Origin of the sequence: Candidatus Tisiphia endosymbiont of Temnostethus pusillus (assembly GCF_964264675.1) — a bacterium.
Lineage (GTDB): Bacteria > Pseudomonadota > Alphaproteobacteria > Rickettsiales > Rickettsiaceae > Tisiphia.
Window position 1 is genome coordinate 816,229 of record NZ_OZ183472.1, and the last position, 26,300, is coordinate 842,528.

The 26,300-nt window shown below is 32.5% G+C and carries 20 protein-coding genes and 1 pseudogene; 14 read left to right on the forward strand and 7 right to left on the reverse strand.

The window, feature by feature from the left end; translation table 11 throughout:
• Nucleotides 1-401: 401 nt before the first annotated feature.
• On the forward strand, nucleotides 402-1,736 hold the full coding sequence (locus ACFEL2_RS03970) for an MFS transporter (protein WP_375332296.1): 1,335 nt from the start codon (nucleotides 402-404) through the stop codon (nucleotides 1,734-1,736).
• On the opposite strand, the gene ACFEL2_RS03975 is transcribed toward ACFEL2_RS03970, so the two are convergent.
• Nucleotides 1,723-2,361 (reverse strand): HD domain-containing protein, encoded by a 639-nt coding sequence (locus ACFEL2_RS03975; RefSeq protein WP_375332297.1) that lies wholly within the window; start codon nucleotides 2,359-2,361, stop codon nucleotides 1,723-1,725. The genes ACFEL2_RS03970 and ACFEL2_RS03975 overlap by 14 nt on opposite strands.
• Nucleotides 2,362-2,896: 535 nt before the next feature.
• On the opposite strand from ACFEL2_RS03975, the gene zapE reads away from it, so the two are divergent.
• The 5 genes from zapE to ACFEL2_RS04000 all read left to right on the forward strand — a co-directional run bounded on the left by zapE (nucleotide 2,897) and on the right by ACFEL2_RS04000 (nucleotide 8,344).
• Nucleotides 2,897-3,928: a cell division protein ZapE gene (zapE, locus tag ACFEL2_RS03980; protein WP_341752067.1), complete on the forward strand. Its 1,032-nt coding sequence runs from the start codon at nucleotides 2,897-2,899 to the stop codon at nucleotides 3,926-3,928.
• Nucleotides 3,918-4,535: a dTMP kinase gene (gene tmk / locus ACFEL2_RS03985; RefSeq protein ID WP_375332298.1), complete on the forward strand. Its 618-nt coding sequence runs from the start codon at nucleotides 3,918-3,920 to the stop codon at nucleotides 4,533-4,535. Before zapE ends, tmk begins: the two co-directional genes overlap by 11 nt.
• A gap of 5 nt (nucleotides 4,536-4,540) precedes the next feature.
• Nucleotides 4,541-6,724, forward strand: a complete 2,184-nt coding sequence (locus ACFEL2_RS03990) for a 3-hydroxyacyl-CoA dehydrogenase/enoyl-CoA hydratase family protein (RefSeq protein ID WP_375332299.1) — start codon at nucleotides 4,541-4,543, stop codon at nucleotides 6,722-6,724.
• A 940-nt stretch (nucleotides 6,725-7,664) separates the two neighbouring features.
• Nucleotides 7,665-8,027, forward strand: coding sequence for a hypothetical protein (locus ACFEL2_RS03995; RefSeq protein ID WP_341755042.1), 363 nt, complete (start codon nucleotides 7,665-7,667; stop codon nucleotides 8,025-8,027).
• Nucleotides 8,028-8,050: 23 nt separating this feature from the next.
• Complete coding sequence (locus tag ACFEL2_RS04000) at nucleotides 8,051-8,344, forward strand: hypothetical protein (protein WP_341752064.1); 294 nt, start codon at nucleotides 8,051-8,053, stop codon at nucleotides 8,342-8,344.
• Between the two features lie 638 nt (nucleotides 8,345-8,982).
• Here ACFEL2_RS04000 and ACFEL2_RS04005 read toward each other — a convergent pair.
• The 4 genes from ACFEL2_RS04005 to ACFEL2_RS04020 form a co-directional block, all read right to left on the reverse strand.
• Entirely contained in the window at nucleotides 8,983-9,210 is a 228-nt protein-coding gene (locus tag ACFEL2_RS04005; RefSeq protein WP_341752063.1) for a hypothetical protein, read from the reverse strand.
• Nucleotides 9,211-9,416: 206 nt separating this feature from the next.
• Nucleotides 9,417-9,656, reverse strand: coding sequence for an exodeoxyribonuclease VII small subunit (locus ACFEL2_RS04010; RefSeq protein WP_342272696.1), 240 nt, complete (start codon nucleotides 9,654-9,656; stop codon nucleotides 9,417-9,419).
• Between the two features lie 9 nt (nucleotides 9,657-9,665).
• Nucleotides 9,666-10,856 carry a fatty acid desaturase gene (locus ACFEL2_RS04015; RefSeq protein ID WP_375332300.1) on the reverse strand — a complete coding sequence of 397 codons (1,191 nt, stop codon included), beginning with the start codon at nucleotides 10,854-10,856 and terminating at the stop codon, nucleotides 9,666-9,668.
• Nucleotides 10,857-10,934: 78 nt separating this feature from the next.
• Nucleotides 10,935-11,387, reverse strand: a complete 453-nt coding sequence (locus tag ACFEL2_RS04020) for a hypothetical protein (RefSeq protein WP_375319253.1) — start codon at nucleotides 11,385-11,387, stop codon at nucleotides 10,935-10,937.
• 765 nt (nucleotides 11,388-12,152) lie between these two features.
• On the opposite strand from ACFEL2_RS04020, the gene ACFEL2_RS04025 reads away from it, so the two are divergent.
• The 5 genes from ACFEL2_RS04025 (at nucleotide 12,153) to ACFEL2_RS04045 (ending at nucleotide 16,903) form a co-directional block, all read left to right on the forward strand.
• Nucleotides 12,153-13,109 (forward strand): IS110 family transposase, encoded by a 957-nt coding sequence (locus tag ACFEL2_RS04025; RefSeq protein ID WP_375331608.1) that lies wholly within the window; start codon nucleotides 12,153-12,155, stop codon nucleotides 13,107-13,109.
• A gap of 131 nt (nucleotides 13,110-13,240) precedes the next feature.
• The gene (locus ACFEL2_RS04030; protein ID WP_375332301.1) at nucleotides 13,241-13,699 is read left to right on the forward strand and encodes a division/cell wall cluster transcriptional repressor MraZ; all 459 of its coding nucleotides are present in this window, start codon (nucleotides 13,241-13,243) and stop codon (nucleotides 13,697-13,699) included.
• Complete coding sequence (gene rsmH, locus ACFEL2_RS04035; RefSeq protein ID WP_375332302.1) at nucleotides 13,696-14,649, forward strand: 16S rRNA (cytosine(1402)-N(4))-methyltransferase RsmH; 954 nt, start codon at nucleotides 13,696-13,698, stop codon at nucleotides 14,647-14,649. The genes ACFEL2_RS04030 and rsmH overlap by 4 nt, the downstream gene beginning before the upstream one ends.
• Complete coding sequence (locus tag ACFEL2_RS04040; protein WP_375332303.1) at nucleotides 14,639-15,046, forward strand: hypothetical protein; 408 nt, start codon at nucleotides 14,639-14,641, stop codon at nucleotides 15,044-15,046. Before rsmH ends, ACFEL2_RS04040 begins: the two co-directional genes overlap by 11 nt.
• 183 nt (nucleotides 15,047-15,229) lie before the next feature.
• Nucleotides 15,230-16,903 (forward strand): peptidoglycan D,D-transpeptidase FtsI family protein, encoded by a 1,674-nt coding sequence (locus tag ACFEL2_RS04045; protein WP_375332380.1) that lies wholly within the window; start codon nucleotides 15,230-15,232, stop codon nucleotides 16,901-16,903.
• Nucleotides 16,904-16,906: 3 nt separating this feature from the next.
• Here the strand turns inward: ACFEL2_RS04045 and polA are convergent, their stop codons facing one another.
• The gene (polA, locus tag ACFEL2_RS04050; RefSeq protein ID WP_375332304.1) at nucleotides 16,907-19,684 is read right to left on the reverse strand and encodes a DNA polymerase I; all 2,778 of its coding nucleotides are present in this window, start codon (nucleotides 19,682-19,684) and stop codon (nucleotides 16,907-16,909) included.
• Nucleotides 19,685-19,931: 247 nt separating this feature from the next.
• A complete protein-coding gene (locus tag ACFEL2_RS04055) occupies nucleotides 19,932-21,203 on the reverse strand; it encodes an MFS transporter (protein WP_341752055.1) in 1,272 nt (423 codons plus the stop codon).
• A gap of 100 nt (nucleotides 21,204-21,303) precedes the next feature.
• Here ACFEL2_RS04055 and ACFEL2_RS04060 point away from each other — a divergent pair, with 100 nt between their 5' ends.
• The 3 genes and pseudogenes from ACFEL2_RS04060 to xseA all read left to right on the forward strand — a co-directional run bounded on the left by ACFEL2_RS04060 (nucleotide 21,304) and on the right by xseA (nucleotide 26,278).
• Nucleotides 21,304-21,720, forward strand: a complete 417-nt coding sequence (locus ACFEL2_RS04060; protein WP_341752054.1) for a DedA family protein — start codon at nucleotides 21,304-21,306, stop codon at nucleotides 21,718-21,720.
• A gap of 12 nt (nucleotides 21,721-21,732) precedes the next feature.
• Nucleotides 21,733-24,552: pseudogene (locus tag ACFEL2_RS04065) on the forward strand (PD-(D/E)XK nuclease family protein); the annotation flags it as partial.
• 376 nt (nucleotides 24,553-24,928) lie between these two features.
• The gene (gene xseA / locus ACFEL2_RS04070) at nucleotides 24,929-26,278 is read left to right on the forward strand and encodes an exodeoxyribonuclease VII large subunit (RefSeq protein ID WP_375332305.1); all 1,350 of its coding nucleotides are present in this window, start codon (nucleotides 24,929-24,931) and stop codon (nucleotides 26,276-26,278) included.
• Nucleotides 26,279-26,300 lie beyond the last annotated feature (22 nt).

Genomic DNA, 26,300 nt, shown 5'->3' on the forward strand with positions numbered 1-26,300 from the left:
TAAGAAGGATGCTACACGAGTCTATACTGATGTTTCTTCAGAGGTAGGGCAATGGGTTAATGCTATTAAGGCAATCACCACAAAATATCCTAACAAGGATGAAGAAATTTCTGTGTCTGCTTCAAGTTGGGCTGATAGACAATTAGAATAGCATTGTCAACAATTTCACTCATATCAGGGAGCATCTTCTTCCCAGCATAATGCTTCGTACGAAACTTGTCCTGATACGTCTGACTCGGAAGCAGATACCGTACTAGCTGGAAACTCCATATGTGTTATGAAATTATGTAGTATCAAACCCTAAAATTATAGTCCCATATGTCAAATTGACATGTGGGGTTTTTAAAACAGTTATATATAATTATAATTCTAGATAATATATAAGTAAGATTTAAACAACTATGAGCAAATTTGTACAAGCAGATGGTAGAGTTATATATACTCAAACCAATCTAACTAAACAACAAAAAGAAGCTATTGGATTACTCTCAATTGGCACGTTCTTAGAGTATTTTGACCTAATGCTTTATGTACATATGGCTGTTTTACTCAATAGTCTGTTTTTTCCCCAAAATGATCCAGATTCTGCCTCTTTTTTTACTGCAATTGCATATAGTATCACTTTTGTTTTTAGACCATTTGGAGCATTGCTGTTTGGTTGGATAGGAGACACTATTGGTCGAAAAATAACTATCATTGTTACAACCTTTATGATGGCAGCCTCGTGTTTTGTTATGGCTACCTTACCAACTTATGAACAAATTGGAATTACGGCTTCATGGATTATTAGTATATGTCGTGCAGTACAAGGTATATCTTCCTTAGGTGAGAGGGTGGGAGCAGAGTTATATTTAATGGAAATAACAAAACCACCAATACAATATCCAGTTGTAACGTTGATTACGGTTTGTGCCTCCTTGGGGTCAATGGTTGCATTAGGTTTTGGTTTTTTGATTACTAACTATGGATTTAATTGGCGCTATCTTTTTTGGTTTGGGATGATAATTGCCACTATAGGTACAGTTGCTAGAACTAACTTAAGAGAAGCACAAGAATTTGCTAATGCAAAATTACGATTAAAAACATTTTTTGATAACCATTTTATTGATAGAAAAATATTAAAAGGTGATCCGATTTTAGAAGAGAAAGTACAGAAAAAAACAGTATTCTATTATTTTTTAATTCAATGTGCTGGTCCAGTACCAACATACTTTGTGTATTTTTATTGTGGTAATATACTCAGGAATTCTTTTGGTTATGGTATTGGAGATATCATTTATCATAACTTTTTTATTTCAATAATACAGCTATTCACTACGCTATTATTAGCGTATTTAAGTTATAGAATATACCCTTTAAAGATTATTAAAGTCAGGTGGGTAATTTTCTCTACTTTTATAATATTTTGCCCTTATTTTCTTTATAGGGTCAGCACTCCTATACATTTATTTATAATACAACTATTGATCGTGTTATTTGCACCTGACCCAGCTCCAGCTAGTGCAATTTTTTATAAATATTTCCCTATTTTTAAACGCTTTACTTATAGTAGTATTGTATACGCCTTAGCACATGCCACAATTTCTATTGTTACATCTTTTGGTTTTATATATTGTACAAAATATATGGGGCAGATAGGAATACTATGTATTATGTTGCCTATAGTAATAAGTTATGGATTTGGGATATTTTACTTTGCAAAGTTGGAGAATATAACTGTAACTAATAGTTATTAGTTTTATAATAATTATGTATTACTTTAGAACATAATTCTGCAAAATTTTGCTCAATTGTTGGTGTATTAAAATACATACTAAGGCTCATAAACCTACTAAGGGTTTCTATTATAATTTTTTTTGCTTTCTCCGGTGATTTAGTTTCTAGAGTTTGTATATTATGAGTTCGATCAAATAATTTAATCAATGCCACATCATATTTTTCTTGTTGAAGTAATATATCTAATGTTTCTGCCGAGCTAATCTTCCCGTGAGACTTGTTCCTGCTTAAGTCTTCTACTTGACTAGCAACCTGCTCCCCAAAAATATAAGCAATCATCTTTTTGGTAAGTGTTGTATCCTCGATGGTATCATGTAGTATGCTGGTAACAATAATGTCAGTGCGAAAAAGATAATCAGAGATCATATATGCCACCTCTAGTGGATGGGAGTAATAAGGCTCGCCTGACTGCCGCATTTGGCTGCCATGATATTTCTTGGCGTAATAAATAGCCTTTCTAACCTCATCAATATCTATTGGTCGGTTTACTTCCTCATTCATCTTACGTAATTTGTCCAGTAACCTAGTAGCATATTGACAAGGTGCATACTTTGAGTTGTCCCAATAATTGATTTCTTCTTCCATAAAAAACCCTAAATATTTTTATATTCAATTTATAGGTTAAACTAAAATATAAATTATTACTAAAGATTTTTTATCTATTTTTACAAAAGATGAATATTTTTGCATTTTGTTGTTGTATAAATAGACAGCTACTTCCTTTATATTCACATATCCTATAAATCGTTGGGTAAACTGTAAATGACTAGACAAAAAAGTACCAGTAAAATTTATATTGTTATAGAACTCTTGCTAGAAAAAACTAGAGTAATATTTTAATAAGGTTGCCTTGGTGTAAATTGTTATATATTTATTATTTATTTCAGAGTATTTTTAGTTTATTTTCTAATTTTACCTATACACCTGAGTTCGATATAGGAGATCAGTTTAATAGTCTCGGTGCTGCTACGGCGGGGACTAAAAATAGCCTGAAAGGCTATTAAGTATCATGGATTTCTGCTTTTAGTTAGGAATGACATCACTTTTGCAGGGGGAATAATTATTCTTATATCGAACTCAGGTTCAGGTTATACTAAATCTAAAATGAGAATGTAATATATTGCCTGAATTAAAATTTGACGAAAAGCAGTTGCTTTTGCTCAGCAGAATTAAAGAGTTTGCTAAACAAATTGAAGATAAGTCGTTTTTTAGATTCTTTAATAGCAGTTTATTAGCAAAAAAAGCTATATATTTATATGGTAATGTAGGTAATGGTAAAACTGTATTAATGCAACATTTTTTCCAAATATTGCAAATTAAGAAATTAATGGTACATTACCAAAACTTTATGCAATCGGTACATAAAGATATTTATCAGTTGCAAGATAAATCACAATCTAAAAATAATATTATCAAAAGAATTGCTGCAAATTATGCAAAGCAGGTGGAAGTAATATGCATAGATGAGTTTGAAATTAAAGACATAACTGATGCTATGATAATAGGACCGCTGCTCCTTGAACTCATAAGACATAAGGTGTTTATCTTCATTACTAGTAATATAGAGCCAAAAGATTTGTATAAAGATGGTTTACAAAGAAATTCTTTTTTGCCAATAATTAAAGAGATTTATCAAAAGTTTGAAGTTATGCATTTGGATAGTGAGCATGATTATCGATTAGATAAAATTATACACATGACTAATAGACGCATAATATACCCCATTAATGAAGATAATAAGCTTGAGATACAGAATATTATTAGCAAGTTAAATAGTAATAACCGATTAATTTCTAAGGATATCCTAGTTTTTGGGCGTAAAATATCTTTTAAAATGGCTAGTGAAAAAATATTAGTGACAGATTTTGAAGAGCTATTTGTAAGAGAATTAGGTTATGTTGATTATGTAAATATTTGCCAAAAATTTTCTATCATAATAGTAGAAAATATTCGTATAATAAGTTCTGATAACACAGACTTAGCTGTTAGGTTTATTAATTTTGTTGATAATGCTTATTTTTATAAGGTTGTATTATTCATGACATTACAAGATGAACCTATAAAAATATATCAGAATGGTTTTCGCAAAGGTGAATTTAACAGAACTATTTCAAGATTATATGAAATGAATAGTGATAGCTATGTCAATTAAAAAGGGTAAATTTATTACGTTTGAGGGTGGAGAAGGGTGCGGTAAATCCACCCAAAGTAATATGTTATACCAGTATTTACTATCACAAAATATTTCAGCAGATTTAACACGTGAAGTAGGGGGGACTATTTCTGCGGAGAAGATGCGTGACATTTTAGTTAATCAAGATTTGCTACCTATGTCAGAATTGCTGCAAATCATGGCAGCACGTTATGAACATGTTCATAAAAGGATTATTCCTAAACTAGATTGTGGGATATCAGTTATTTGTGATAGGTTTGTAGATTCTACTGCTTGTTATCAAGGGCAAGATATAGGGATTGATTTAGTTTATGATCTTCATAAGTCTTTAATATCTGATGTGATGCCTGATATTACATTTTTTATTGATATAGATCCAAATATTGCCTTACCAAGGGCATTAGTACGAGGGAATAATAACAAATTTGAAAGCAAAAATATTGAATTTCATCAAAAAGTCTATGACGGATTTCAATATATATCAGCTAAATTTCCAAATAGAATAGTAAAAATAAATGCCTCAATTCTTAGTGTACAAGAAATTCATGATATAATAGTTGCGATGCTCGTTACAAAGGTTTGGTGAATAAGATGGAAGATAAAATAGAGAAAATATGTGTTATTGGTTCTGGAGTAATGGGGCTAGCAATAGCTTCCTTGATAGCTAACTCCTCTCACCAAGTTGTTTTACTAGATGTAGTAAGCAACGACCCTAATGACAGGAATGCAATCCTTACAAAGGCTCTAGAAAATATAGAGAAACAACAACCAGCTCCTTTATCGCATCCAAGTAAATTAGCGTTTATTACCATTGGTAATTTAGAAGATGATCTAAAGCTGATTACAGAATGTGATTTGATCATTGAAGTTATTATTGAAAAAATTGCAATAAAACATCTTCTATATGAGAAGATTCTAGCCTACCTAAAAGAAGATGCTATTTTAGCTTCTAATACTTCAACCTTACCTTTAAGGAAATTAAAAGAGCAAATGCCTGATTCTATAAAATCTACCATCAGGTCTAGATTTGTCATTAGTCACTTTTTTAATCCTCCAAGATATATGGAATTACTTGAACTTGTCGTGGATTCAGAGGTTAGCTCAGGGGTTATAGAGAGGATATCAGATTTTCTAACACGAGATTTAGGGAAAACTATTATTAAATGTCACGATACTCCAGGTTTTATAGCAAATCGAGTTGGTTGTTATCTACTTGAGCTGGTTGTTCGTAGTAGCATAGATGAAAATTTAAGTCCAGTAATTATCGATAAAATTTTTACTGATTTATTTAAATTACCAAGTACAGGAATCTTTGGCTTATATGATTTGATAGGTCACGACGTAATGAGATTAATTTCTACATCACTAGTTAATTCCCTACCGAATAATGATGATTATCACCAAGTTTACTTAGCATCTTCTATCCTTGATAAGATGATAGAGAATAACTTGATTGGTCGTAAAGCTTTAGGAGGTTTTTACCGTATATCAAAGATAAATGGCATAAAAACTAAAGAAGTCATAGATTTTACAACTTTAACTTATGCGGCATTTGAAGAGTCAAAGATTGAGTATAGTTCTATTGATCAGTTGTTAAATAGCAACTCTAGCTATGGTAAATTTTTTCATGAGATCCTAGTGAAGTTTTACTTATATATAACATCTTTAATTCCATCGGTTACTGATAATATTTACGATATAGATACAGCTATGAGGCTTGGTTATAGTTGGAAAATTGGTCCTTTTGAGTTGTTAATTAATCACATAGGAGGAGGATTTGAGTGGCTTAAAAAACAAGCAATGCTAATGAATTTAACATTACCGGAATATATCGCTAATAGTTCCTATGAAACTATTGAACTAAGTCAATTTCATTTGACTAGAGTCAGATTAGAAGAAAGTAAGATTTTATTGAAGAATGATTCGGCTCAACTAGTTCTGTATAAAAATAGGTTGGTTTTTACTATTAACACTAAAATGAATTGCCTCAATGAAAATGTTTTTAAACTTTTGTTAGAATCTGTTGATATTGCAGAAAATGAGAAGCAAACACTATATATTATGCCATTAACCAATAATTTTTCAGCTGGTGCTGACTTAAAATTCATTGCTTCCTGTATAAAAAATCAAGATTTTGCTAAATTAGAAGATTTCTTAAAACTTGGTCAAAAAACCATGATAAGGTTAAAATACTCGCATATTAATATTGTTAGCTGTGCTTTAGGTGCTGCGTTAGGTGGGGGCTGTGAAATATTGTTACATTCTGATTTTATTGTAGCTAATCAGGAATTAAATGCTGGTCTTGTTGAGGTATCGGTTGGCTTAGTTCCAAGTTGGGGAGGCATTAAGGAAATGTTTTATCGTGCAAGTAGCGATAAAAGTAAGTTGGTAAAAAATTTAAGAAATATCCTATTACCAAATAAATCAAGTTCTGCTGATTATTTTATAGCTGATTATGATATTACTAACGTGCAAGTAAATATGAATAAACATTTAATACTGCAAGAGGCTTTTGCCTTGGATTTGCCAAAAAAAATAAAGAAAGTAAGCAAGCAAGTTATTTTATCTAAAGTTACTTTAGCTGAAGAATTTGCAGAAACCAATTTTTTAAAGCAGAAGAGTATAGCTGAGTATGATAATTTTCAAGGATGGCTATTGTCAAAGTTTCAAGATATCATTTCCATGCAACAAATTGATGAGCAAAAATTATTGCAATTTGAACGAGAGATGTTTTTAGAACTTGCCAAAAACCCTAGAAAGATTTTTGGTTTTTAGAACACAGTTTACTATACAATACTATATCTTCCAATGAATTCCAAAAATTATCTCTGCTAGAAGGTGCATAGTACCCTACATTTTTCTATAATCGTCATAGCAAGGCTCTTTAGATGCCGTGGCGATCCAGGTAAACAGCTAAGCTGTTTTTTTAGAGTAACGCTTCGCGTATCCTGTATCGCCGCTTCTCGCAATGACGCTCGGAAGACCCCTTAACAGTAGTGAAATAAAAATGTAGGGTACTATGGTGGCAAACTAGGTTCACAGAACCTAGCAAAATTCTCAATAAACTTAATATAATCACAAATTTTTTTATTAAAAACACTTTGCATATTATAATATCTATTGTATTATATAAAAATACACATCTCTAAAACTAAAGAGAATTCCTATGTACCCATAAAATTAGACCAAGAGAATGTTATATCCAAGAACTAGTAGGATAAAATAACAATAGACCTCCTTCGAAACTCTACTTCTGCTGGTGATTTGGACAATGATGCGGCACTCGAATCCGTAACGGAATTAGAGTACGCTGCGGTTCGAGGTGAAGCGTCTCCTTCAAATCCCTTGTGCATAAGCGAGTTTCGAAAGAGGTCTATTACTAAGTAATAAACAATCAAAAAAGTATACTTGAATATGATCTTCTGCTTTGAAGAATTGGTTCTTGCAAATACTATCGGGTAATTCACGTACTGCTTACGTTCGTTCACCCCTTGTTTGTTGTCTCCATTCTCCAAAGCATTTGAGTATACCTGATGAATTTCAAGAGTTGGCTAGGCGTACGAGTGGCAAAGCGAACGGAGCGTAGTCAAACCGTTGTTCCTACGCGAAGTCCCATCGTGCCACAACGCCAACACTTGAAAGGCGAAGGGTATATACCAATCGAGTATTCGAATGTATAGCTTATCTCGTGGAAGGCAATAAAAGGAGGAATGAAATGATTCAACTATTAGCAATTTCTTCAAGTATTTTAATCATTATTGAAATGCTATTGATAGTAATTTGTATTAAGTGGTTATATAGTATTAGGCTGGCATGTACCAATATTTGGCTTATGAGTCAGGATTTCTCAAATAGTTTCATTACAGCCAAAGAAGAAGTAATTTTGTTACATAAAGAATTAAAAGAGATAACCACTCTAACTACCAAGAAAGAACAGCATATTTTGCACATGACCATTCATTTAGATGAAGTAGAAATGGGCGTAAAAATGTTACTTGATGAGTTTAGGAGAATTAGCATACCCAAAGAGAATAGTGCATTACAGAAGATACTGGAAAAAACAGTCTTGCACAAATAAGATGAAGGCAATATTATATTAAGATGCAGATTACAGCAAATTATCTATATCAAACTGAATCAGAAACTTTGAAGAGATATCAACAAAGGTTAGAAGATTTAGTACTAATACTTAACAATGAAAAAGAGAAATTACATCATAGCATTGATGGTATAGATAAAGATAGTATAGAAAAACACATTAAATTTTTACAAGATGAAATAGATGAGTTTGATACAAAATTGGGTGAAGTAATAGGTGGATTAGTAGAAGTAGAAGATAAGGTAAAGATATTAGAGACTGTACCTTTATTAGACTTGCTGCATAAGTCAATCTAGTTGGTGATTTTGTCGTCGAAACTCGCCTCCGCTCCTCACGTACGTCTGTGTACGCGAAGGTAGCCGGCTTCGTTTCTCCTAAAAATCCCTCAACTATCTTTGATTTATGCAGCAAGTCTATTGATAACTACCCCAATTCAGGATAAGAATTAGTTAATTCTTATCCCGAATTCGCATGTAACTAGTATACTCGAATGATTTGAAGAACGGGAACAACAATAGACACGGGGTGATTGAACGTAGTATATACTCAGGTAGAACTTCAAGAATTGGCGTTCCCGCGACCAAAGATCGAAGCTGCCTAGTTACTCATGTACGCTACGCTGCTCGACTTTGCTACTGCCTAGCTCTTCTTGAAGTTATACTATCGTCTACCAACTCTTCATTTACGAGCAGTATATGGACGGAGTCCATGCCATCATTGCGGAAAAGACCATAAGCCGACTAAGTAATCCAAAAAAGTAACCATAAGTGAATTGCTTCGTTGGCTTACGCCTGCTCGCAATGACAGAGCTTATAAGCCCACAATTTTAAACTGCCCATTATGACTTCTAAAACCGTTTCCTCTTCTAACTTTCGACAGCTATAGTTCTCGTAGGTAGCCACGTACTAAATGTCACACTGACTGAACAAAAAGGTTAGGTTGGTTGCACAAAGTGTAACTTAAACAATTTTATGATTAAGAAATCAAAAAATTGCTTAGAACGACTATAAGCTTGTTTAATTGATCTTATACCTAACTGTAGTACAGAATAACTCCTACATCCTAGCATTTTCTTCATTTTTATCGGTTGCTCTTGCTCTCCAATTGCTCCTATTTTTATTGCCATTGCATAATAGAGTATCACAGATTTTTTTGTATTCAATCTAAAATACTCTATTTACTAGCTCTTTCAACCATACCATCTCTTTTGTCCAGTAGTGTGACTATATGTACGCTCCGCTCGCTCCTCGACTTGCTAATTCCCGCTACTATCATGATTTTGATTCTATCAACTCTTCATTTACAAGCAGTATATATAGGCTTCGCTCCATCGTTCCTGCTATCCAATTCTCCTGAATTGACTATAAATTAGGACTCTACCTTTTCTATAGTAATGGTTGAATCTGGCAGCTTAGTGATTTTTTCAATCTTTAAGCGAGCGGCTTGTAGTTTCTTTTCACAGTGATCTTTTAGTAAGACCCCTCTTTCAAAACTATTAATTGATGAATCTAAACTTTCTTCTCCCGTATCAATTTTTTTTACAATTTCTTTTAGTTCAGCTAAGGCAGCTTCAAAGCTCATATTTCCAATAGATTTTAAGTCTGACATCATGCCCCCCTAGTTCCTAATATACTTTCTATCTAGCTCGTTATATAGTCTATAAATTGCAATTTCTCGATCTTTAATCTTTTTACTAGCAATTTTTAGTAATCTTTCTGATGACTTTTCAGTTAATTGGATTGATGAATGTAGCTGTTCAGCAAGCTTCTTCAGTGATTCCTGAATTTCCATAAAAGATTTTTGTAATTGAGCTTTAATAGATACAGAAGAATTCTCAAGCTCATTAAGCTTTACATACACATGTTCTACCAGTTGATTAATTTTATCTTGCAGTAAATTTAATTGTTGTTTGCGTCCCTCTATTAGGTATTTACTAGTCTCATTTACTTTTGCTTGTATTCTAACTTCAGGTGTAACTTCTAAATTCCAAGCTAGTCCAAGTTTGCTCATTACGTATATTATCCATTTATGGACATCAAAATGATACCACTTAGCACCATTGCGATAATCTGATGGGAAGGCATGGTGGAAATTATGCCAGTTTTCACCTAATAAGAACAAAGCCATCCACCAAATATCTCCTGCAGTACCTTTATAATATTGTTTACTACCAACGAAATGACATAGAGAATTAACGCAAAAAGTTGCATGTTGTTGCAGTGCTCTACCAATACCAATAAACAAGAAACCAGCATAGGCAGAGATGATAGTACCACCTATTAAGTAACCTATTAATGCTGGAAATACAATATTCATAAACGCAGCAATTTGCCAATAATATTTTAATTGCCATCTTAGCAATTTGTTTCTACCAAGTTTAACCATAGTAATTCGGTCAATGGACTTATAGCTTCCATCAATGATCATCCACCCAATATGTGACCATAAAAATCCTAAAATTCTATTCTCAAACTTCAATGGGCTATGCGGATCTTGATCTTTATCAGTATAAGCATGGTGTTTGAAATGATTAGATGCCCAGGACAATACTGGTCCTTGTAACGTACCAGCTGACATCATAACAAGAATAAATTCCACCATCTTATTTGTTTTAAAGGCATGATGTGACCACAGCCGATGCAACCCAACACCAACAGCAATATTAGAACCATAATAGCCAGCTATAAACAAACTTATCTCAAATACACCTATTTTATGGCTAGCATAGTATTTTATACCCAAATATGAAAGTATAATAGGGTATATAACTAGCACAAAGAAAATAGACCAAACGATTCTTTTTAGCATATATCTAATTTTTAATTAAATAATAATTTCTGAACATTATTATAGCATATTATATTGTAATATACAATAATTGTTGTGTTACATTTTACGCTTCCATAATTTATTAAACATACGTTGTCCGAAATAGAAGCTAATAATGCCAGCAAAAATAGCCTGATCGTCTATATTCCATAAAACATCAAGATATTCCACAAGGATTGCCGTACTTTGTATGGTTTTATATTGTACATATTTGACATAGGCATACATAATAAAAAAACTATATGCTAGAACAGGGCGAACTGAACCATTTAAGGCGTCAACCCAATTAATGCCTAATTTATATGTTGAATATAAAGTATTATTCTCCGCCATATCTTTTGAAACGTTAAGCTCTGTGAGCAGTTTGGTATTCCCTAATTTATGGCTTTCAATTTGCCGATCTAAAAGATTAAGCTCATGTTTTTTATCATTTTGATCCTTTAGAATTTTTAAAATTTCCGGGATAATTGAGCTAATAAAGCCCGTTATTGAAGCAAGTAGTGTAATCATAAAAATCTCATTAATTCTTGTATGAGATCATTATACTAAAATTTTTCTTTGCACTAATACCTGTCATCTACTTTTTTTAAATAAATGTCATCCTGAATTTGTTTCAGGATATTTTGTGTGAATAATCTAGATCCTGAAACGAGTTCAGGATGATTTGGATGTGAAACAAGCTCTAGATGCATTAAATAAGTCACAATTGATAAAATTTTATAAATTTTTTGTAAACTATTTAAAACCTTCTTGACTCTATAATTATAGTACAATATCCTAAAAATTCCATATAATCCCAAATTATCCCAAATATAACCAATCTAATTATGGAATAATTTGTACAGGGTATGGTTATGTAGCAAGTCTATTATTACTCCATCTATTATCGAGGAGTGGGTAGGTACTACGAAGCAATGAATGTGGATTGCCACTACACTCACGTGGTCTCATAATGATGGGTACTTTTTACCCAAATGTCATTGCGAGGAGGCGTGAGCCGACGAAGCAATTGTAAGTTAAAAGTATGATATAATAGATGTTGAAGTCAATATAAATAATGATTTATACTGACTTATAAGGGGGTATTACAGCGATAGTCATTAATAATACTAAATGACTATCGCTGTGCAGGCGTGAGCGACCGTGAAGCAATTGGTCTTAAGATCGTATGGATCTTGGTACTCTAGCCCAAATCCCCGAGACGTTTGAATAGTTGATTGGGATGCCTTTGCACTCCCGCTTACAATCGTAAACATTAAAAGTCTTCGAGGTATTATGCCATTATATAATAATTTTATTGGTCTTGATATAGGAAAATTCAATTTTGTTGTTGCTATTCATGGAAAAAAAGAAACTAAAGAATATAATAACAACTCTAATGGAATAGCTGATTTTATCAAGGATTACAAAAAAGAGATTAGTTCTGCATTGTGTGTTTTAGAAACCACAGGTGGATATGAAATGGAACTATTACTAACGCTTTGCAATCAGGGTTTTGCTGTACATAGAGCCAATACTCGCAAAGTTAAAAACTTTATTAGGTCTTTTGGGAATGCAGCTAAAACTGATAGTCTTGATGCTAAAGCTCTAGCACTTTATGGTTTTGAACGGTCAGAAAGATTAGAACTATTTAAAGTACAATCTAAGCAAGCTTTAAACTTGTATGAATTAGTCGGACGTAGGAACGACCTCAAACAAATGTTGATTGCAGAAAAAAATAGGTTTCAGTCCCCGAAAGCTGATTTAATCAAGTCTAGTTGTGTTAAAATAATCGAAGTACTAGAAGAACAAATTGCATCTATTACTAAAAAAATAGATGACTTAATAGCAAAAGATAAACTCTTGCAGGCTAAGAAAGAGACACTGCAAACTATTAGTGGTATAGGCACAGTAGTATCTAATGAGCTTATAGCTTTGTTACCTGAACTTGGTACATTGAACCGCAAACAAATAGCATCATTAGTAGGTGTTGCACCAATATCTAATGATAGCGGTAGATATAGCGGATATAGACATACAGGTCATGGTAGAAGTTTTGTTAGACCTATGTTGTTTGTAGCTGCTATGGCTGCTAGAAATTCTAACTCTGAACTGAAGGTATTTTATGAAAAATTGATCAATAGAGGAAAAAAGAAAATGGTGGCGATGGTAGCATTAATGCGGAAAATCATTGTGATTGCAAACGCTAAGTTACGTGATTTAACTAGCTCTGCAGAAGCAATAAAAATTTAAACCAAATTTATTTAAATTTTTATTGCGAACATAGTTGATCCATTCCTAGTCACTTTTTGGATTGCTTCGTTGCTACTAAAGTAGCTCCTCGCAATGACGACACTACCAATTCTTGGAAGGTAAATAGGTAAATGAATATTTTTTTGTCAAAATATATAAATAATCTTGATAAGAAAGGTAGGGTTTCAGTGCCAGCTAGCTATAGAGTCGCTTTGTCTGGTCAGTCGTTTAACGGAGTCATTGTCTATCCGTCTTTTAGAAATAAGTGTATTGAAGGCTGTAGTTTAAAGAGGCTTGAGGAATTAAGTCAAATGATCCAAACCTTAGACCCATATTCTGAGGAACGAGATGCTTTTGAAACAATCATTCTTGGTGAGGCCATCCAACTTACGTTTGATGGTGAGGGTAGGGTGATTTTACCCAAATCTTTAATAGAGCATGCTGATATATCAGATCAGGCTTGTTTTGTAGGGAAGGGATTAGTTTTTGAAATTTGGCAGCCACAAAATTTTGCAACTTATCTTTCTTCAGCTCGGCAAATTGCTCAAGATAACCGTTTAACTCTTAAGAATATCAATAAGGATATATGATACAAGAATCCGCATCATCTCATACAGCTGTTATGTTAAATGAAGTTAAGGAAGTCTTGTGTCCTAAAGATGGGGGGAATTATCTAGACTGTACTTTTGGTTTTGGTGGTTATAGTAGGATGATACTTGATTGTTGTAATTGTCAATTAGTGGCAATTGATCGTGATCCAAATGTTATAACTTATGCTAAGCAATTGATAAATGATTATCCTGGTAAAGTGAGATTTATTCAGACAGGTTTTGCTGAAAGCTTTTCAGAATTAGGTTCGTTGAAATTTGATGGCATAGTTATGGATTTAGGGGTTTCTTCTATGCAGATTGATTCTGGAGATAGAGGGTTTTCTTTTACTCATGATGGACCACTTGATATGAGAATGAGTGGAATAGGGGAGAGTGCTGCAGATTTTATAAATAAGGCTGATGAACAAGAAATAGCTGATGTGATTTATAAATATGGTGATGAATCTTATTCTCGAAGAATTGCCAAAAAAATTATAGAACATAGGCGGTTAGAGCCTATTACCAATACAGCAAGATTTGCTCATATTGTTCGTAGTAGTATAGGTTTTCGCAAAGGTAAAATTGATACCGCTACTAAGACTTTTCAAGCAATTCGTATTTACATCAATGATGAATTGGGGCAATTAGAAAGGTTTCTAAGTAATAGCAAGAATATTTTAGCACCAAATGGTCGCCTAGTAATTGTCTCATTTCATTCATTAGAAGATCGAATTGTTAAGAATTTTTTTAAAGCAAATTCTGCTGTGGTAGTCGCTAGGTCTAAATATAGTGTAAAGATTGCACTACAAGAAAATTCTAAGGAATGGCTTAAAATTCTTACAAAAAAACCATTATGTCCATCGCCTAAAGAAGTTGCATTTAATCCAAGAGCAAGGTCTGCAAAGTTGAGGGCTGGACAAAAAATAGATGGTACTACATATGGTAGTTAGAATATTTAGTTGTATAACTGTATGTACTATAATTTTTTCTATTTATGGATTATTTAGAATTAAAGATCAGGTTATTGCCTTGCATTACCAGCTTGGAGAGGTTTCAAAACAGTTGACTGGTGAGAGTGATAGAATTCACGTGTTAAAAGTCGAACAATCATACCTTACTTCTCCTGCTAGACTAAGAAAATTAGCATCACTTTATTTACAATTAGATACTGTTAAAGTTAAGCAAATGATTAGTGATCCTTTGCTACCTGAGAGTAAGAAATATGCAAAGTCTAACGAGGTAGGTGGTTCATATTTTAGTAAAACCAATGTTAAGTGGCGTTATAAAACAATTGCTAATAAATACATAAAAACCGTTTCAACTAGAAAATCAGAGTATATTCGATGAAAATCAACATTAGTATAGTACTTACATGGCAGAAAAGATGTTATCTTGTTTCGGTGCGGAATCTGAAAAAATACCTTGCAAGACTATTCAGTATTATATATCCGCTACTTTTGCAGAATGACATACTAGTAAGCAATTAGCAGCAGTATGTAGATGGATAATAATATATTTTTATTAGCATTTATAAAAAATATTCTAACTAAAATGAAAAGAAATTTTAGTAGTATTATTTTATGGGATGTAGGTGCTAACAATACCAAAATCAGATTATTAATAGTTAGCTGTTGTTTTGCTATATTTTTTTGTGGTTTATTATATCGCTTAATAATTGTTGCGACCAATGGCTATGTTAAGCTAGAATACCAAGTAAAAAATAGTGACTTTAGGAAAGAGATAGTAGATCGTAATGGTAACTTATTAGCAGTCAATTTACCTTCCTCCTCATTGTTTGCTAATCCACAGAAAGTAATTAATCCTTCGCAATGTTTAGAAAGATTATCCAATATCTTGCCTGAGATTGATAAAATGAAGTTACTTGCAGAGTTACAAAGTAACAAAAGTTTTGTATGGATCAAAAGGGATTTATTGCCAAAAGAGCAAGAAGCGATATCAAATTTGGGAATGCCAGGTTTTAGTTTTGAACAAGAACAAAAAAGAATCTATACTTTTTCCAATTTATTATCACATATTATAGGATATGTGGGTAGGGATTTGGTTGGTCTTGCTGGATTAGAAAAAACCTATGATAAGTTTCTAACTAATTCTGACTTTATACAGCCGGATCAACTTAAAAAACCTCTTGAACTATCTATAGACGTAAGATTACAAAATATTCTAAGTGAAGAAATAGATAGGACGTTAAAGGAGTTTAGTGCAATAGGAGCAGTAGGAATAATTGTCAACCCTAATAATGGTGAGATTTTAGCTATTGTTAGTAAGCCGGATTTTAACCCACATTATCCGAGTAGAGCAAAGCCAGAAGAGCTATTTAATATGGCAAGTCTTGGTATCTATGAGATGGGGTCTGTATTTAAAACTTTGACTATGGCCGTAGCTTTTGATACTGATGCTATAGCAATGAATGATGCTTATGATATTAGCTATATGAAGGTAGGGGGGTTTAATATCAAAGATTATCATCCAAGGCAAGGGTGGCACAGTGTTCCAGAAATTTTCTTGCATTCGTCGAATATTGGTGTTAGTCAAATTATGCTTGAAGTTGGAAAGAATGATTTTAAAAATTATTTAAAGAAATTAGGTTTACTAGATCAGCTTAAAATTGAGTTACCAGAGAGAGGTACTCCTTTGTTTCCATCTGACAAGAGGTGGAGTGATCTTACTACTGCTGTCATGGCCTATGGTTATGGCATTTCAATTAGCCCTTTACACTTTATGCAAGCAGTATTGCCAATAGTAAATGGAGGGATATTATATGATCTGACTTTAATCAAAAGGTGCGATGAGCGTCTTGTTGGCACGCGTGTTTTTAGTGAGAAAACCTCTAAACAAATGAGTGAGTTATTTCGTTTGGTGGTAAAAGAAGGGACAGGACGTAGAGCCGATGTTAAAGGATATCTTGTCGGTGGTAAAACTGGTACTGCTGAAAAATTAACTTCAGATGGGCATAGCAAGAAAAAATATCTTAAAAATAGCAGAATGTCATCATTTTTAGGTTTATTACCAGCCATTGATCCGCAATATATTATTTTTATAATGTTTGATGAACCAAAAGGAACAAAAGAATCCTTTGGCTTTGCTACTGCTGGCTGGACTGCAGCTCCTGCTGTTGGAAGAGTTCTTGAGCGAATGGTAGCACTATATGGAATAGAGCCAGTTGAAAAAGGAGAGGGGTTGTGAAGTTCACCGAGTATATGTATTTAGCCAATTATCTCCTACCTTGGTTTCAACAATAAGTGGAATGGCTAATTTAGGTGAGTTCTCCATAGTGGTTTTGATTAGGTGAGTAGCTACTTCTATTTCATCAATAGGAGACTCAAAAAGTAACTCGTCATGGATTTGTAGAATTAGTTTGGTTCTTAATTTTAATTTCCGTATCTTACGGTCAAGATCAATCATTGCCACTTTTATAATGTCTGCACTAGTTCCTTGAATTGGAGCGTTGATTGCTGCCCTTTCGGCAAATTGCTGTAGGGAGTGTTTCTTATCATGTATTAAGGGAACAAAACATTTCCGTCCGAATAGGTTTAGGACATAACCATGTTCCTTGGCATAGTTTTTTATATATTCCATATATTTTTGAATTTCTGGATATTCTTCAAAATATTTTTTTATATATTCTGCTGCTTGTGAAGAGCTAATATTTAACTGTTTTGCCAGTCCAAAGCTACTGATACCATAAATAATACCAAAATTTATGGCTTTTGCTTTACGCCTATGTTCTAGTGTTAAATCTTTTTCAGTAATTTTAAATATATTACAAGCCGTTTTACTATGTATATCCTCACCATTAACAAAAGCTTGCTTTAAGGAGGGTATATCTGCCATGCTACTTAAGATTCGGAGTTCAATTTGTGAATAGTCAGCTGAAATTAATTTGTGCTTATCTTCTGCAATAAAAGCTTCTCTGATTTTATTGCCTTCTTTCGAGCGAATTGGTACATTCTGTAAGTTCGGATCTTGAGAACTAAGCCTACCAGTGCTAGTTGAAGTTTGTAAAAATGTGGTATGTACCCTATTAGTTATTGGATTTACTTGCAGGGGTAAGCTATCCGTATAAGTATTTTTTAATTTAGTTAAATGACGCCATTTTAATAATAAATCGGCAATAGCAAAACCACTCTCGCTAATTTTTTCAAGTATTTCTGCACTAGTAGAATAAGACTTAGCTTTCGATGACAATTTACCAAAGGGTAGTTGCATTTTCTCAAACAAAATTTCCCCCAGTTGCTTTGGCGAGGCAATGTTAAACTTTGTCCCAGTAATGGTAAAAACTTCCTGCTCTAATTTAGTAATTTCATTACCAAATTCACTTGATAGCTGTTTAAGATACTGTGAATCGATTTTAACTCCGGCTTTCTCCATTTTATCTATTATATAGCATAAAGGTAAATCAATTTCTTTGTATAGCGCTAAGGCATGATTATCCTTTAACTCTAATAATAGTTTTTGATAATCAGCACTGAAGTTGCTAACCACTTCTGCTACACTTTCCAAGCTATCCTTCTGTACTCCATCAAATGGATTTTTCTGAGGTTTGCCAGCAGAAATCAGATATTGCATCAGTTCAAGATCCTCACACGATGCTATATACCCTTCGCCTTTCAAGTGCTGGCGTTGTTGTGCATCGGGATTTCGCGTGCTCACGTACTTACATGTACCTTCCGCTCGCTCACCACTCGCACCCCTAGCCAACTCTTGAAATTCATCGGGTATATTTAAATCAGAAGAGTATAAAAAGAATTTTAATAATGATTTCAGTTTATAAGTGATTTTCTTAATAGACTTATTTTTTAGCAATTGAAGAATATCAGGTATAAACCATTGATTCAGATAATTTTGGCAAGAATCATCAGAAAGTAAATCAGACATATCGCTAGGGGTTCTAGCTGTAAACTTAATGTTGTAGCACTTATCATCAATAGATAAAATTATGGAAGGATTTTGTCCTAGATGATCTGATAGATAAATACTAATGACACCATGCTCTTCAGCTTTAATCATCATAGAATCAAGTTGTTGTTGAGAAGAAACTTCTTGAATTATAATTTGCTTAGTAGGTAAAGATTCGTTGGTAATTTGTATTTGGAATAAATTTTCCACTCGTTTGTTTAGAGATTTAAAACCATACTCTGTTAGAAAATCAGAGATTTGCTTACTATCAGGTGGAGTATATTGCAATACACTAAAGTCTAAATCGATATCAACATTATAATCTAAACCAACTAGTTGCCAGGAAATTAATGCTAGATCCTTTGAGGAGTTAATAATTTCTCTCTGACGATCGTTACTGATTTGATCTAGTGAATTTAACAGCTCTGCTAATGAACCAAACTGTTTTATAAGTGTTGCAGCAGTTTTAGGACCAATGCTTGGAACACCTGGTATATTATCTGACTTATCCCCAATCAAAGCCATTACTTCCCTGAGCTTATTTGGTTCTACACCAAATTTTTCTATCACGTCATCTTCAGATATGTATTTTGCTTTTATAGGGTCATACATTTTAGTATGCGAATTAATTAATTGCATTAAATCTTTATCAGAAGATATAATAATAGTATTTTCTTGTAATATAGTTGTTTTATTGGCTAGAGTGGCAATTATATCATCTGCCTCACAACCAGCTTTTTCAATTATTGGGAAATTTAGGCTACTTGCTGCTAGACGAATAAGTGGTAATTGATCATTCAAGTCCTTTGGTGTAGGAGGTCTATTTGCTTTATATTGCTCATAAATTTGGTGACGAAAATTCTTACCACCGGAATCAAGAATAATGACAGCATGCTTTGGCTTAAAATCGTTCAATAGCTTTAACAACATGGAGGTAAAACCATACAATGCTCCAACAGCTAAGCCACTCGGAGAAGTTAATGGTGGTTGAACATGGTATGCTCTGAAGACAAATCCGTAACCATCAATTAGTAATAAAGTATTTTTGTTAATTGTTTCGTTGGTCATTTTGTTATTAGGACAAATGGTTATGTTTATGTAGTATACAACAATTATAATGTACACTAAGCTTTATTAGTAATATTTTATAAAATAGACTTACTGCATAAGTCAATCTAGTTGGTGATTTTGTCGTCGAAACTCGCCTCCGCTCCTCACGTACGTCTGTGTACGCGAAGGTAGCCGGCTTCGTTTCTCCTAAAAATCCCGAAAGCTTCTTTGATTTATGCAGCAAGTCTAATATTACTATTTAAGCTTAAACAGTCTTTTCCACAGGTCTATAGATTGATATTTGAGTTTTTGACTTTTTGGACAAACAGTAAAAGCCGATGATTCCGACAAGGCAACAAATTGGAACTATAGAAATTGCCATAATAAAATCAAAGCGACTATAAATAGGTACAGATGATTCATTTACTAGACCATCCCAGTTGTAAGATATTAAATTACTCATAATTTTATGGAAGAAATGTCCGAATGACATATTAATGCAATTGACTATCGCAATAGCAAGTCCAGCAGATTTATCTGTAACAAGGTTACCTACAACAGTAAAAATTAGAACTTGATAACAACAAAAAACTCCTAATAAAAACATTAGAGTACTACTAATAAAGAAATTTAATGAAGGACAATATAATAGGATACTAAAAATTGCTATCGTTAGCAATCCAGTTATTATAATTATAAAATTAGATGATTTTGATAAATTAGCAATAAGTGCAAGTATTGGACCACCAAAACACATGCCTATATAAACGAATGAGGTAACCAAGTTACTTTCCATATCATTCATTTGATAAACTTGTTTGAAGAATGGAATAGCCCATACGTCAGCAAAACCTTCTAATGTTCCTACCATTAGACCACCACAAACTCCAATAAATAAAATAGTAGGGTTTAATAATAGTTTCAATATTGAAGATTCAGGATCGCTAGTATTAGAATTACTTCTTATATCATCAGTTTTTACTAATAAAATCATTAGTCCAATGATAAATCCAACTAGAGCTAGACTATTAAAAGTTACGTCATAACCAAAATGTGTAAATAATAGCTTCATTGGAGTAATGCCAAATACTGCTCCAAGTAAGCCAAAGGTAAAGGAGAAGCCAAGCATTAAGGAATGATATTTAGTTGGGAAAGAGCTTCTAGTAATCTTAGCTACTGATAAAAAACCTACAGCAGAACCAGCTCCAATCATAAATCTACCAATGAGTAAGTAATTAAAATCAGTGCTAGCAACAAAAGTTAGAGTACCAAGAGAGGTAACTAAGATAGATAAGAATGTGACAATCCTAAAATTAAATTTATCTAGCATTATACCAATTGGTAATTGCATTCCTGCATAACCTAGATAATAATATCCAGCAAACGTGCCAAATGCTATGGTATCAATGGCAAATTTTTGTATAATTTCTTCTCTAAGAATTCCAGTTGAGAGTCTTAATATAAATTGAAAAGCAAAAAACAGGGTGGCAAGAGACCATAGCAAAAGTGGTTTTTTTAAGGATAAAGCTTTATTCACAGGAAAATTTAAATTATAATTATGTTGTATTTTAAGGTAGCAAATTATAGTATCGATAATATTTTGTCAAACCTATTATTTTTATAAACCAGTTTGAATTATGGGTCAGTTTGAGGCATATTCGTTATTATTTATTGATAGTTTAGTAGGTAATTTAGTTGTAAGTTTAGATAGTGAATTAATCGTTCACTCTATGAGGATATTTGGTGTTTATAATAATTTAATAATAGTTACTGTCGCTACCATTGCTTCATTATTTGCTACTAGTATAAATTATTTCTTTGGTTTGATATTATTGAAAATTTTTTATTATTCTAAAAATGAACAGGTTCATACTAACCACCAATCATTTTCCCAATTTTTTTTAAAATATAACATATTTATACTTTGGTTTATGATAATACCGTTATGGGGCAAATTTATTCCTTTAATTGCCGGTTTTACTAAAACAAAATTTTTAAGAGTTTTAGCTATTAGTGGTGCTGTCAAGTTATGTTATTATATTTGTATGATATAATGAGGGAATTTAATGAACCTTTATAGAGTCAATCCGTCTTCATCGTTTTTGGATATAGTAGCTGATTTTATTCTAGATAATTTTGCTAAAGAATCTATTAGCAACCTTAAAATTATATTACCTAGTGGTTTTGCTTGTTTAAATTTACAAAATATTTTGATTAAGAAGCAAAATATTGCGATTTTACCGAATATTATCCCTTTTTCCAATATTATGGCTGAAGGTGAGGAAATATTTGGTATTACATCAGAAAATCTAGAACCTATAACGCTAGAGCCTATAACGTTTTTGCAAGAGAGAATTATATTAGCAGAAATCATCCATAATTACCCTAAGCTACAATTCAGTATAACACAATCTTTACAGTTTTGTTCAACAATAGCAGAGTTATTTTATCAGCTAGATTGTAATGATTTATCAATAGATTCTGTAAATGAAATAGAAAAAATGAATCCATCAAAACATTGGAATGTTATTTATGAATTTCTTAAATATACTCATCAGCAATGGAGAAAACAGATAAAATTGTTAGGATTGCTAGATCGTGTAAATTATCAAATAACTATGATGGAAGCAGAGATAGCACGGTTGAAAAGAGCTGATACCAATTTAATAGTAGCGGGTATCATGGGTCACAATCTTATATCATGGAATTTCTTAAAGAATGTTGCTAATTCACCATGTGGTTTTATAATTTTACCGCCTATTAGTAATAGATCTCTATTAGAATATGATAATCCTGAAGAAGATTATTTATATAGCCTAAAAAAATTACTGACAATTCTAAATAAAGATTTATCAGATTTTCAGCCTTTAGGTCAGGAACAACAACATCATTCTATTCTAGATCAGATAATTTTTGAAGATAAAGATTTAACACTTGCTAAGCAGGAACATTTAAATATTGAAGGAAATAGGGATGACATTGGTCTAGTAAAATATTTTGAGCTTGAGGATATTTTTCAAGAAGCAGAACAAATAAGCCTGATCTGTAAACAGTATAGTGATAAGAAGATAGCTATTATTGTTAATAATCAAACAAGCAAAAGTTTTTACTGTAATTTTTTGACCAAATATTCTTTGGAATTCCAAGATTTACTAGGTGATAATTTAACAAAAACGCTAGTTAGTTCTCTAATAATTTCTGTTAGTGAAATATTATGTAATGATTTTGAGATAAAAAAGTTATTCTTACTATTAAAGAATCCTTTTATTAATTGTAAATTAGTAGCAAAATTAGAACTCTTAATGAGCGGCAAGAACCGTTTCATACGGCAACCTAGTCAGATGCTGTCTTTGGTAGAAAAAACCAATGATGATGCATTAATAAATTGGTGTAAGAAACTAATAGACTTACTTTATACAAATAGTGGTAGTATTTTTGTTAAAATATTAAAATCCTCGATTAAGATTGCTGAAAAACTTTATCCAAATATTTGGTATGAACAACCGGCTACTGAACTATCAATTTTTTTATCTAGCTTAATCAAAGATAATTGCGATCTAACATTAAGTAATAAAAAATGCTTTCCAGAGTTACTTAAATCTTTAATGTTTAGTTGTAAGTATTTTGCACATAATAATTATTCTAAAAATATAATTATTGGTAAAGCTGAAGATTTGATGTTACTTAAATTTGACTTAGTAATTTTATCTGACTTTAATCAAGGGAGCTTAGCTTCGTCATCAGCTGTGAATCAGTGGATTAATGAGCAGACGCTTAAAAAATTACATATTGTTACTGGCTCTACCATGGATCAATATTATTTCTATTTATTTTTGCATAATGCTCAAGTGATAATTACTAGAGCAAAAAGACAAGATAGTAAAGCTGGTTTGTTACCATCAAATTTATTATTAAAATTGCAATTTATTTTACAGAAAAGTTTGATTTCAGAAAATAACTTAGTGGATGTACCAAATAATGTTAATATGGTTGAGTCAATTATAACTAATCCTATTAATATTAGTTCCAATTTACAGGATGATTTAAAAATCGTAGGGGAAATAAACTCTAATCCTCATTGCAAGGAGGTCGTAGAATCGACAAAGCAATCCAAGAAAACTTATACTAATCTAGATTGCTTCTTTGCTGCTAAAACAGTTCCTCGCAATGATGGTATGGACGTTAATTTACTTAGTTACGTTAGTAGTCCAATTTTTCCTGAGATAATCTCAGTTACTGATATAGAAATGTTGGTACGGAATCCTTATAGTTTCTATGCTAAGAAGATTTTGAATTTGAGAAGCAAGGATATGATAGGGCAGGAGCCTAAAATATCTGAATTTGGTAGTTTTGTTCATAAGGTCTTAGAACAATACTCTAAAAATTATGATAAGTTAGAAAATAACAAAGTTGGATTAATATTGGAGATTAGTAATAATATTTTACAGAATACTATTCTGCCAGCCTATACACAAAAAATTTGGCAAATAAAATTTATTCCTATTGCTGAGTCTTTTATTGAGTTTGATGAAAAACGCAGAAGTGATTTCCAATATGTTTATTCAGAATGTAGAGGAGAAATTTTGTTAAATATTGGAGGGCAAGAATTAACAATAATTGGAGTTGCTGATAGAATTGAGGTAGATAAGCTTGGGGCAGCTGTCATTATCGATTATAAGACTGGTAGCTTACCGAGTAAAAAAGATGTAGAAGCTGGATTATCTCCTCAGTTAATCATTGAAGGCTTAATGTTACAGGAAGGTGGTTTTGCTATGAAAGTTCATAGCGTTAAACAGGTTACTTATGTAAAAATTTCTAGCTCGAAGCCAATAATCCAAACTTTGGAAATAGACTTAACGAAAGAAGACTTAGATCGTCATAAACAGGGGATGATGCGAGTACTAGAATATTATGTAACGAATAAAAACTTTCCATATGATATTGATTTACTAAAGTATGACGACTATGCACATTTGGCAAGGAGAGATTTATGAAGAAAATAGCTCGGCGTCATTGCAAGAAGCTACTTTTAGTAGTGACTAAGCAATCTAATTAATGTGGATTGCCACTACGCTCACATGGTTTCGCAATGACGGGTTTTAACTTTCGCAGTTATGGCATAACCTAGGCTATTAAACCGATGTCTTACATCAATATTTGAGGTTATAATACACTAATTGTCTATTTGTTCTTGAATTTATTAGTTTAAAATGCTTATATAAAATCATTTTCAAAACCCACTATCCAAATCAGTGTATCATTATGTTAGAAGAAGATAGTTTTATTACTAATCTAGTAGATCAGGAATTTTCAGTTACTGAAATTTCTAGTAAGATCAAGGAGTTGCTAGAGAATAATTTTGGTTATATTAGAGTAAAGGGAGAAATTTCTGGTCTTAAGATAGCAACTTCTGGTCATGGTTACTTTAATCTTAAAGAAAATACAGCTATTCTAGCCTGTACTTGTTGGCGTCCTGTACTAGCAAAAATTAAGTTTGTACCAATTGATGGTATGGAAGTAGTAGCTAGAGGTAAGCTTTCTGGGTATGCAGAAAATTCACGATATCAGCTATCGGTAGAAGTCCTTGAACCTGCAGGTCTTGGTGCTATCATGCAAATTCTCAAGGAGCGGCAAGAGAGATTAGAAAAAGAAGGTATATTCAATAAACAAAAAAAGCCACTACCTTTTCTGCCTAATAAGATTGGGGTGGTTACATCAATGACTGGGGCGGTAATTAAGGACATTATACACCGTATTAATGACCGCTGTCCATCTCATATACTAATATGGCCAGTTGTTGTTCAAGGCGAAAATGCTGCAAGTGAAATTGCTAGTGCTATTTCAGGATTTAATGAATTAGATAAAGATATAAAACCTGATGTTATAATTGTTGCAAGGGGAGGGGGGTCTATAGAAGATCTGTGGGCTTTCAATGAAGAGGTAGTAGTACGGAGCGTATTTAATTCAGCTATTCCTATTATTTCTGCAGTTGGACATGAAGTGGATAATACTTTAATCGATTTGGTAGCTGACAGGCGAGCCCCCACACCAACTGCTGCAGCTGAATTTGCTGTACCTGTGCTTTCTAATTTACATTATACAATCAGTTCGTATTATGATGCATTATGCAGTCGTATTAATCAGCTAGTTAAATATGAACAGCAAGCAGTTAACTCTAATACTGACATTTTTAGGAGTATAACTACTTATATAGACTATAATCAACAACTTCTTGATGAACTCAGTTTTAGATTAACAGATTCTTTGCCTAACCTACTCAGATTTAAAGTGGCAAAACTTGACTCACTTAATATAGAAATATTAAATCCTCTAAAAATAGTTAATTATCAGTCGTTGGAATTAGTGCATCAATCTAATTATATGCTAAAATCTATTAGCACTAAGTTAAAAAATTATGAGCATCAATTAAATTTAAATAATTTGCTACTTACAAGTCTAGATTATAAAACTGTACTAAAACGTGGCTTTGCGGTAATTAAATCAGAAAATGGAGAATTTATAACATCAAAAGTTGTTGCAAGCAAAAAACAAGAATTTAATATTAAGTTCTTTGACGGTGATATTAATGTATGCTGCAAAAACTTGGAATAGACCTTAATTTAGGAGAACTAAT

Coding starts and splice junctions, on each gene's coding strand:
- ACFEL2_RS03970 (WP_375332296.1), top strand. CDS start 402: ATGAGCAAATTTGTACAAGCAGATGGTAGAGTTATATATACTCAAACC.
- ACFEL2_RS03975 (WP_375332297.1), bottom strand. CDS start 2,361: ATGGAAGAAGAAATCAATTATTGGGACAACTCAAAGTATGCACCTTGT.
- tmk (WP_375332298.1), top strand. CDS start 3,918: ATGTCAATTAAAAAGGGTAAATTTATTACGTTTGAGGGTGGAGAAGGG.
- ACFEL2_RS03990 (WP_375332299.1), top strand. CDS start 4,541: ATGGAAGATAAAATAGAGAAAATATGTGTTATTGGTTCTGGAGTAATG.
- ACFEL2_RS03995 (WP_341755042.1), top strand. CDS start 7,665: ATGATTCAACTATTAGCAATTTCTTCAAGTATTTTAATCATTATTGAA.
- ACFEL2_RS04000 (WP_341752064.1), top strand. CDS start 8,051: ATGCAGATTACAGCAAATTATCTATATCAAACTGAATCAGAAACTTTG.
- ACFEL2_RS04010 (WP_342272696.1), bottom strand. CDS start 9,656: ATGTCAGACTTAAAATCTATTGGAAATATGAGCTTTGAAGCTGCCTTA.
- ACFEL2_RS04015 (WP_375332300.1), bottom strand. CDS start 10,856: ATGCTAAAAAGAATCGTTTGGTCTATTTTCTTTGTGCTAGTTATATAC.
- ACFEL2_RS04020 (WP_375319253.1), bottom strand. CDS start 11,387: ATGATTACACTACTTGCTTCAATAACGGGCTTTATTAGCTCAATTATC.
- ACFEL2_RS04025 (WP_375331608.1), top strand. CDS start 12,153: ATGCCATTATATAATAATTTTATTGGTCTTGATATAGGAAAATTCAAT.
- ACFEL2_RS04030 (WP_375332301.1), top strand. CDS start 13,241: ATGAATATTTTTTTGTCAAAATATATAAATAATCTTGATAAGAAAGGT.
- rsmH (WP_375332302.1), top strand. CDS start 13,696: ATGATACAAGAATCCGCATCATCTCATACAGCTGTTATGTTAAATGAA.
- ACFEL2_RS04040 (WP_375332303.1), top strand. CDS start 14,639: ATGGTAGTTAGAATATTTAGTTGTATAACTGTATGTACTATAATTTTT.
- polA (WP_375332304.1), bottom strand. CDS start 19,684: ATGACCAACGAAACAATTAACAAAAATACTTTATTACTAATTGATGGT.
- ACFEL2_RS04060 (WP_341752054.1), top strand. CDS start 21,304: ATGGGTCAGTTTGAGGCATATTCGTTATTATTTATTGATAGTTTAGTA.
- xseA (WP_375332305.1), top strand. CDS start 24,929: ATGTTAGAAGAAGATAGTTTTATTACTAATCTAGTAGATCAGGAATTT.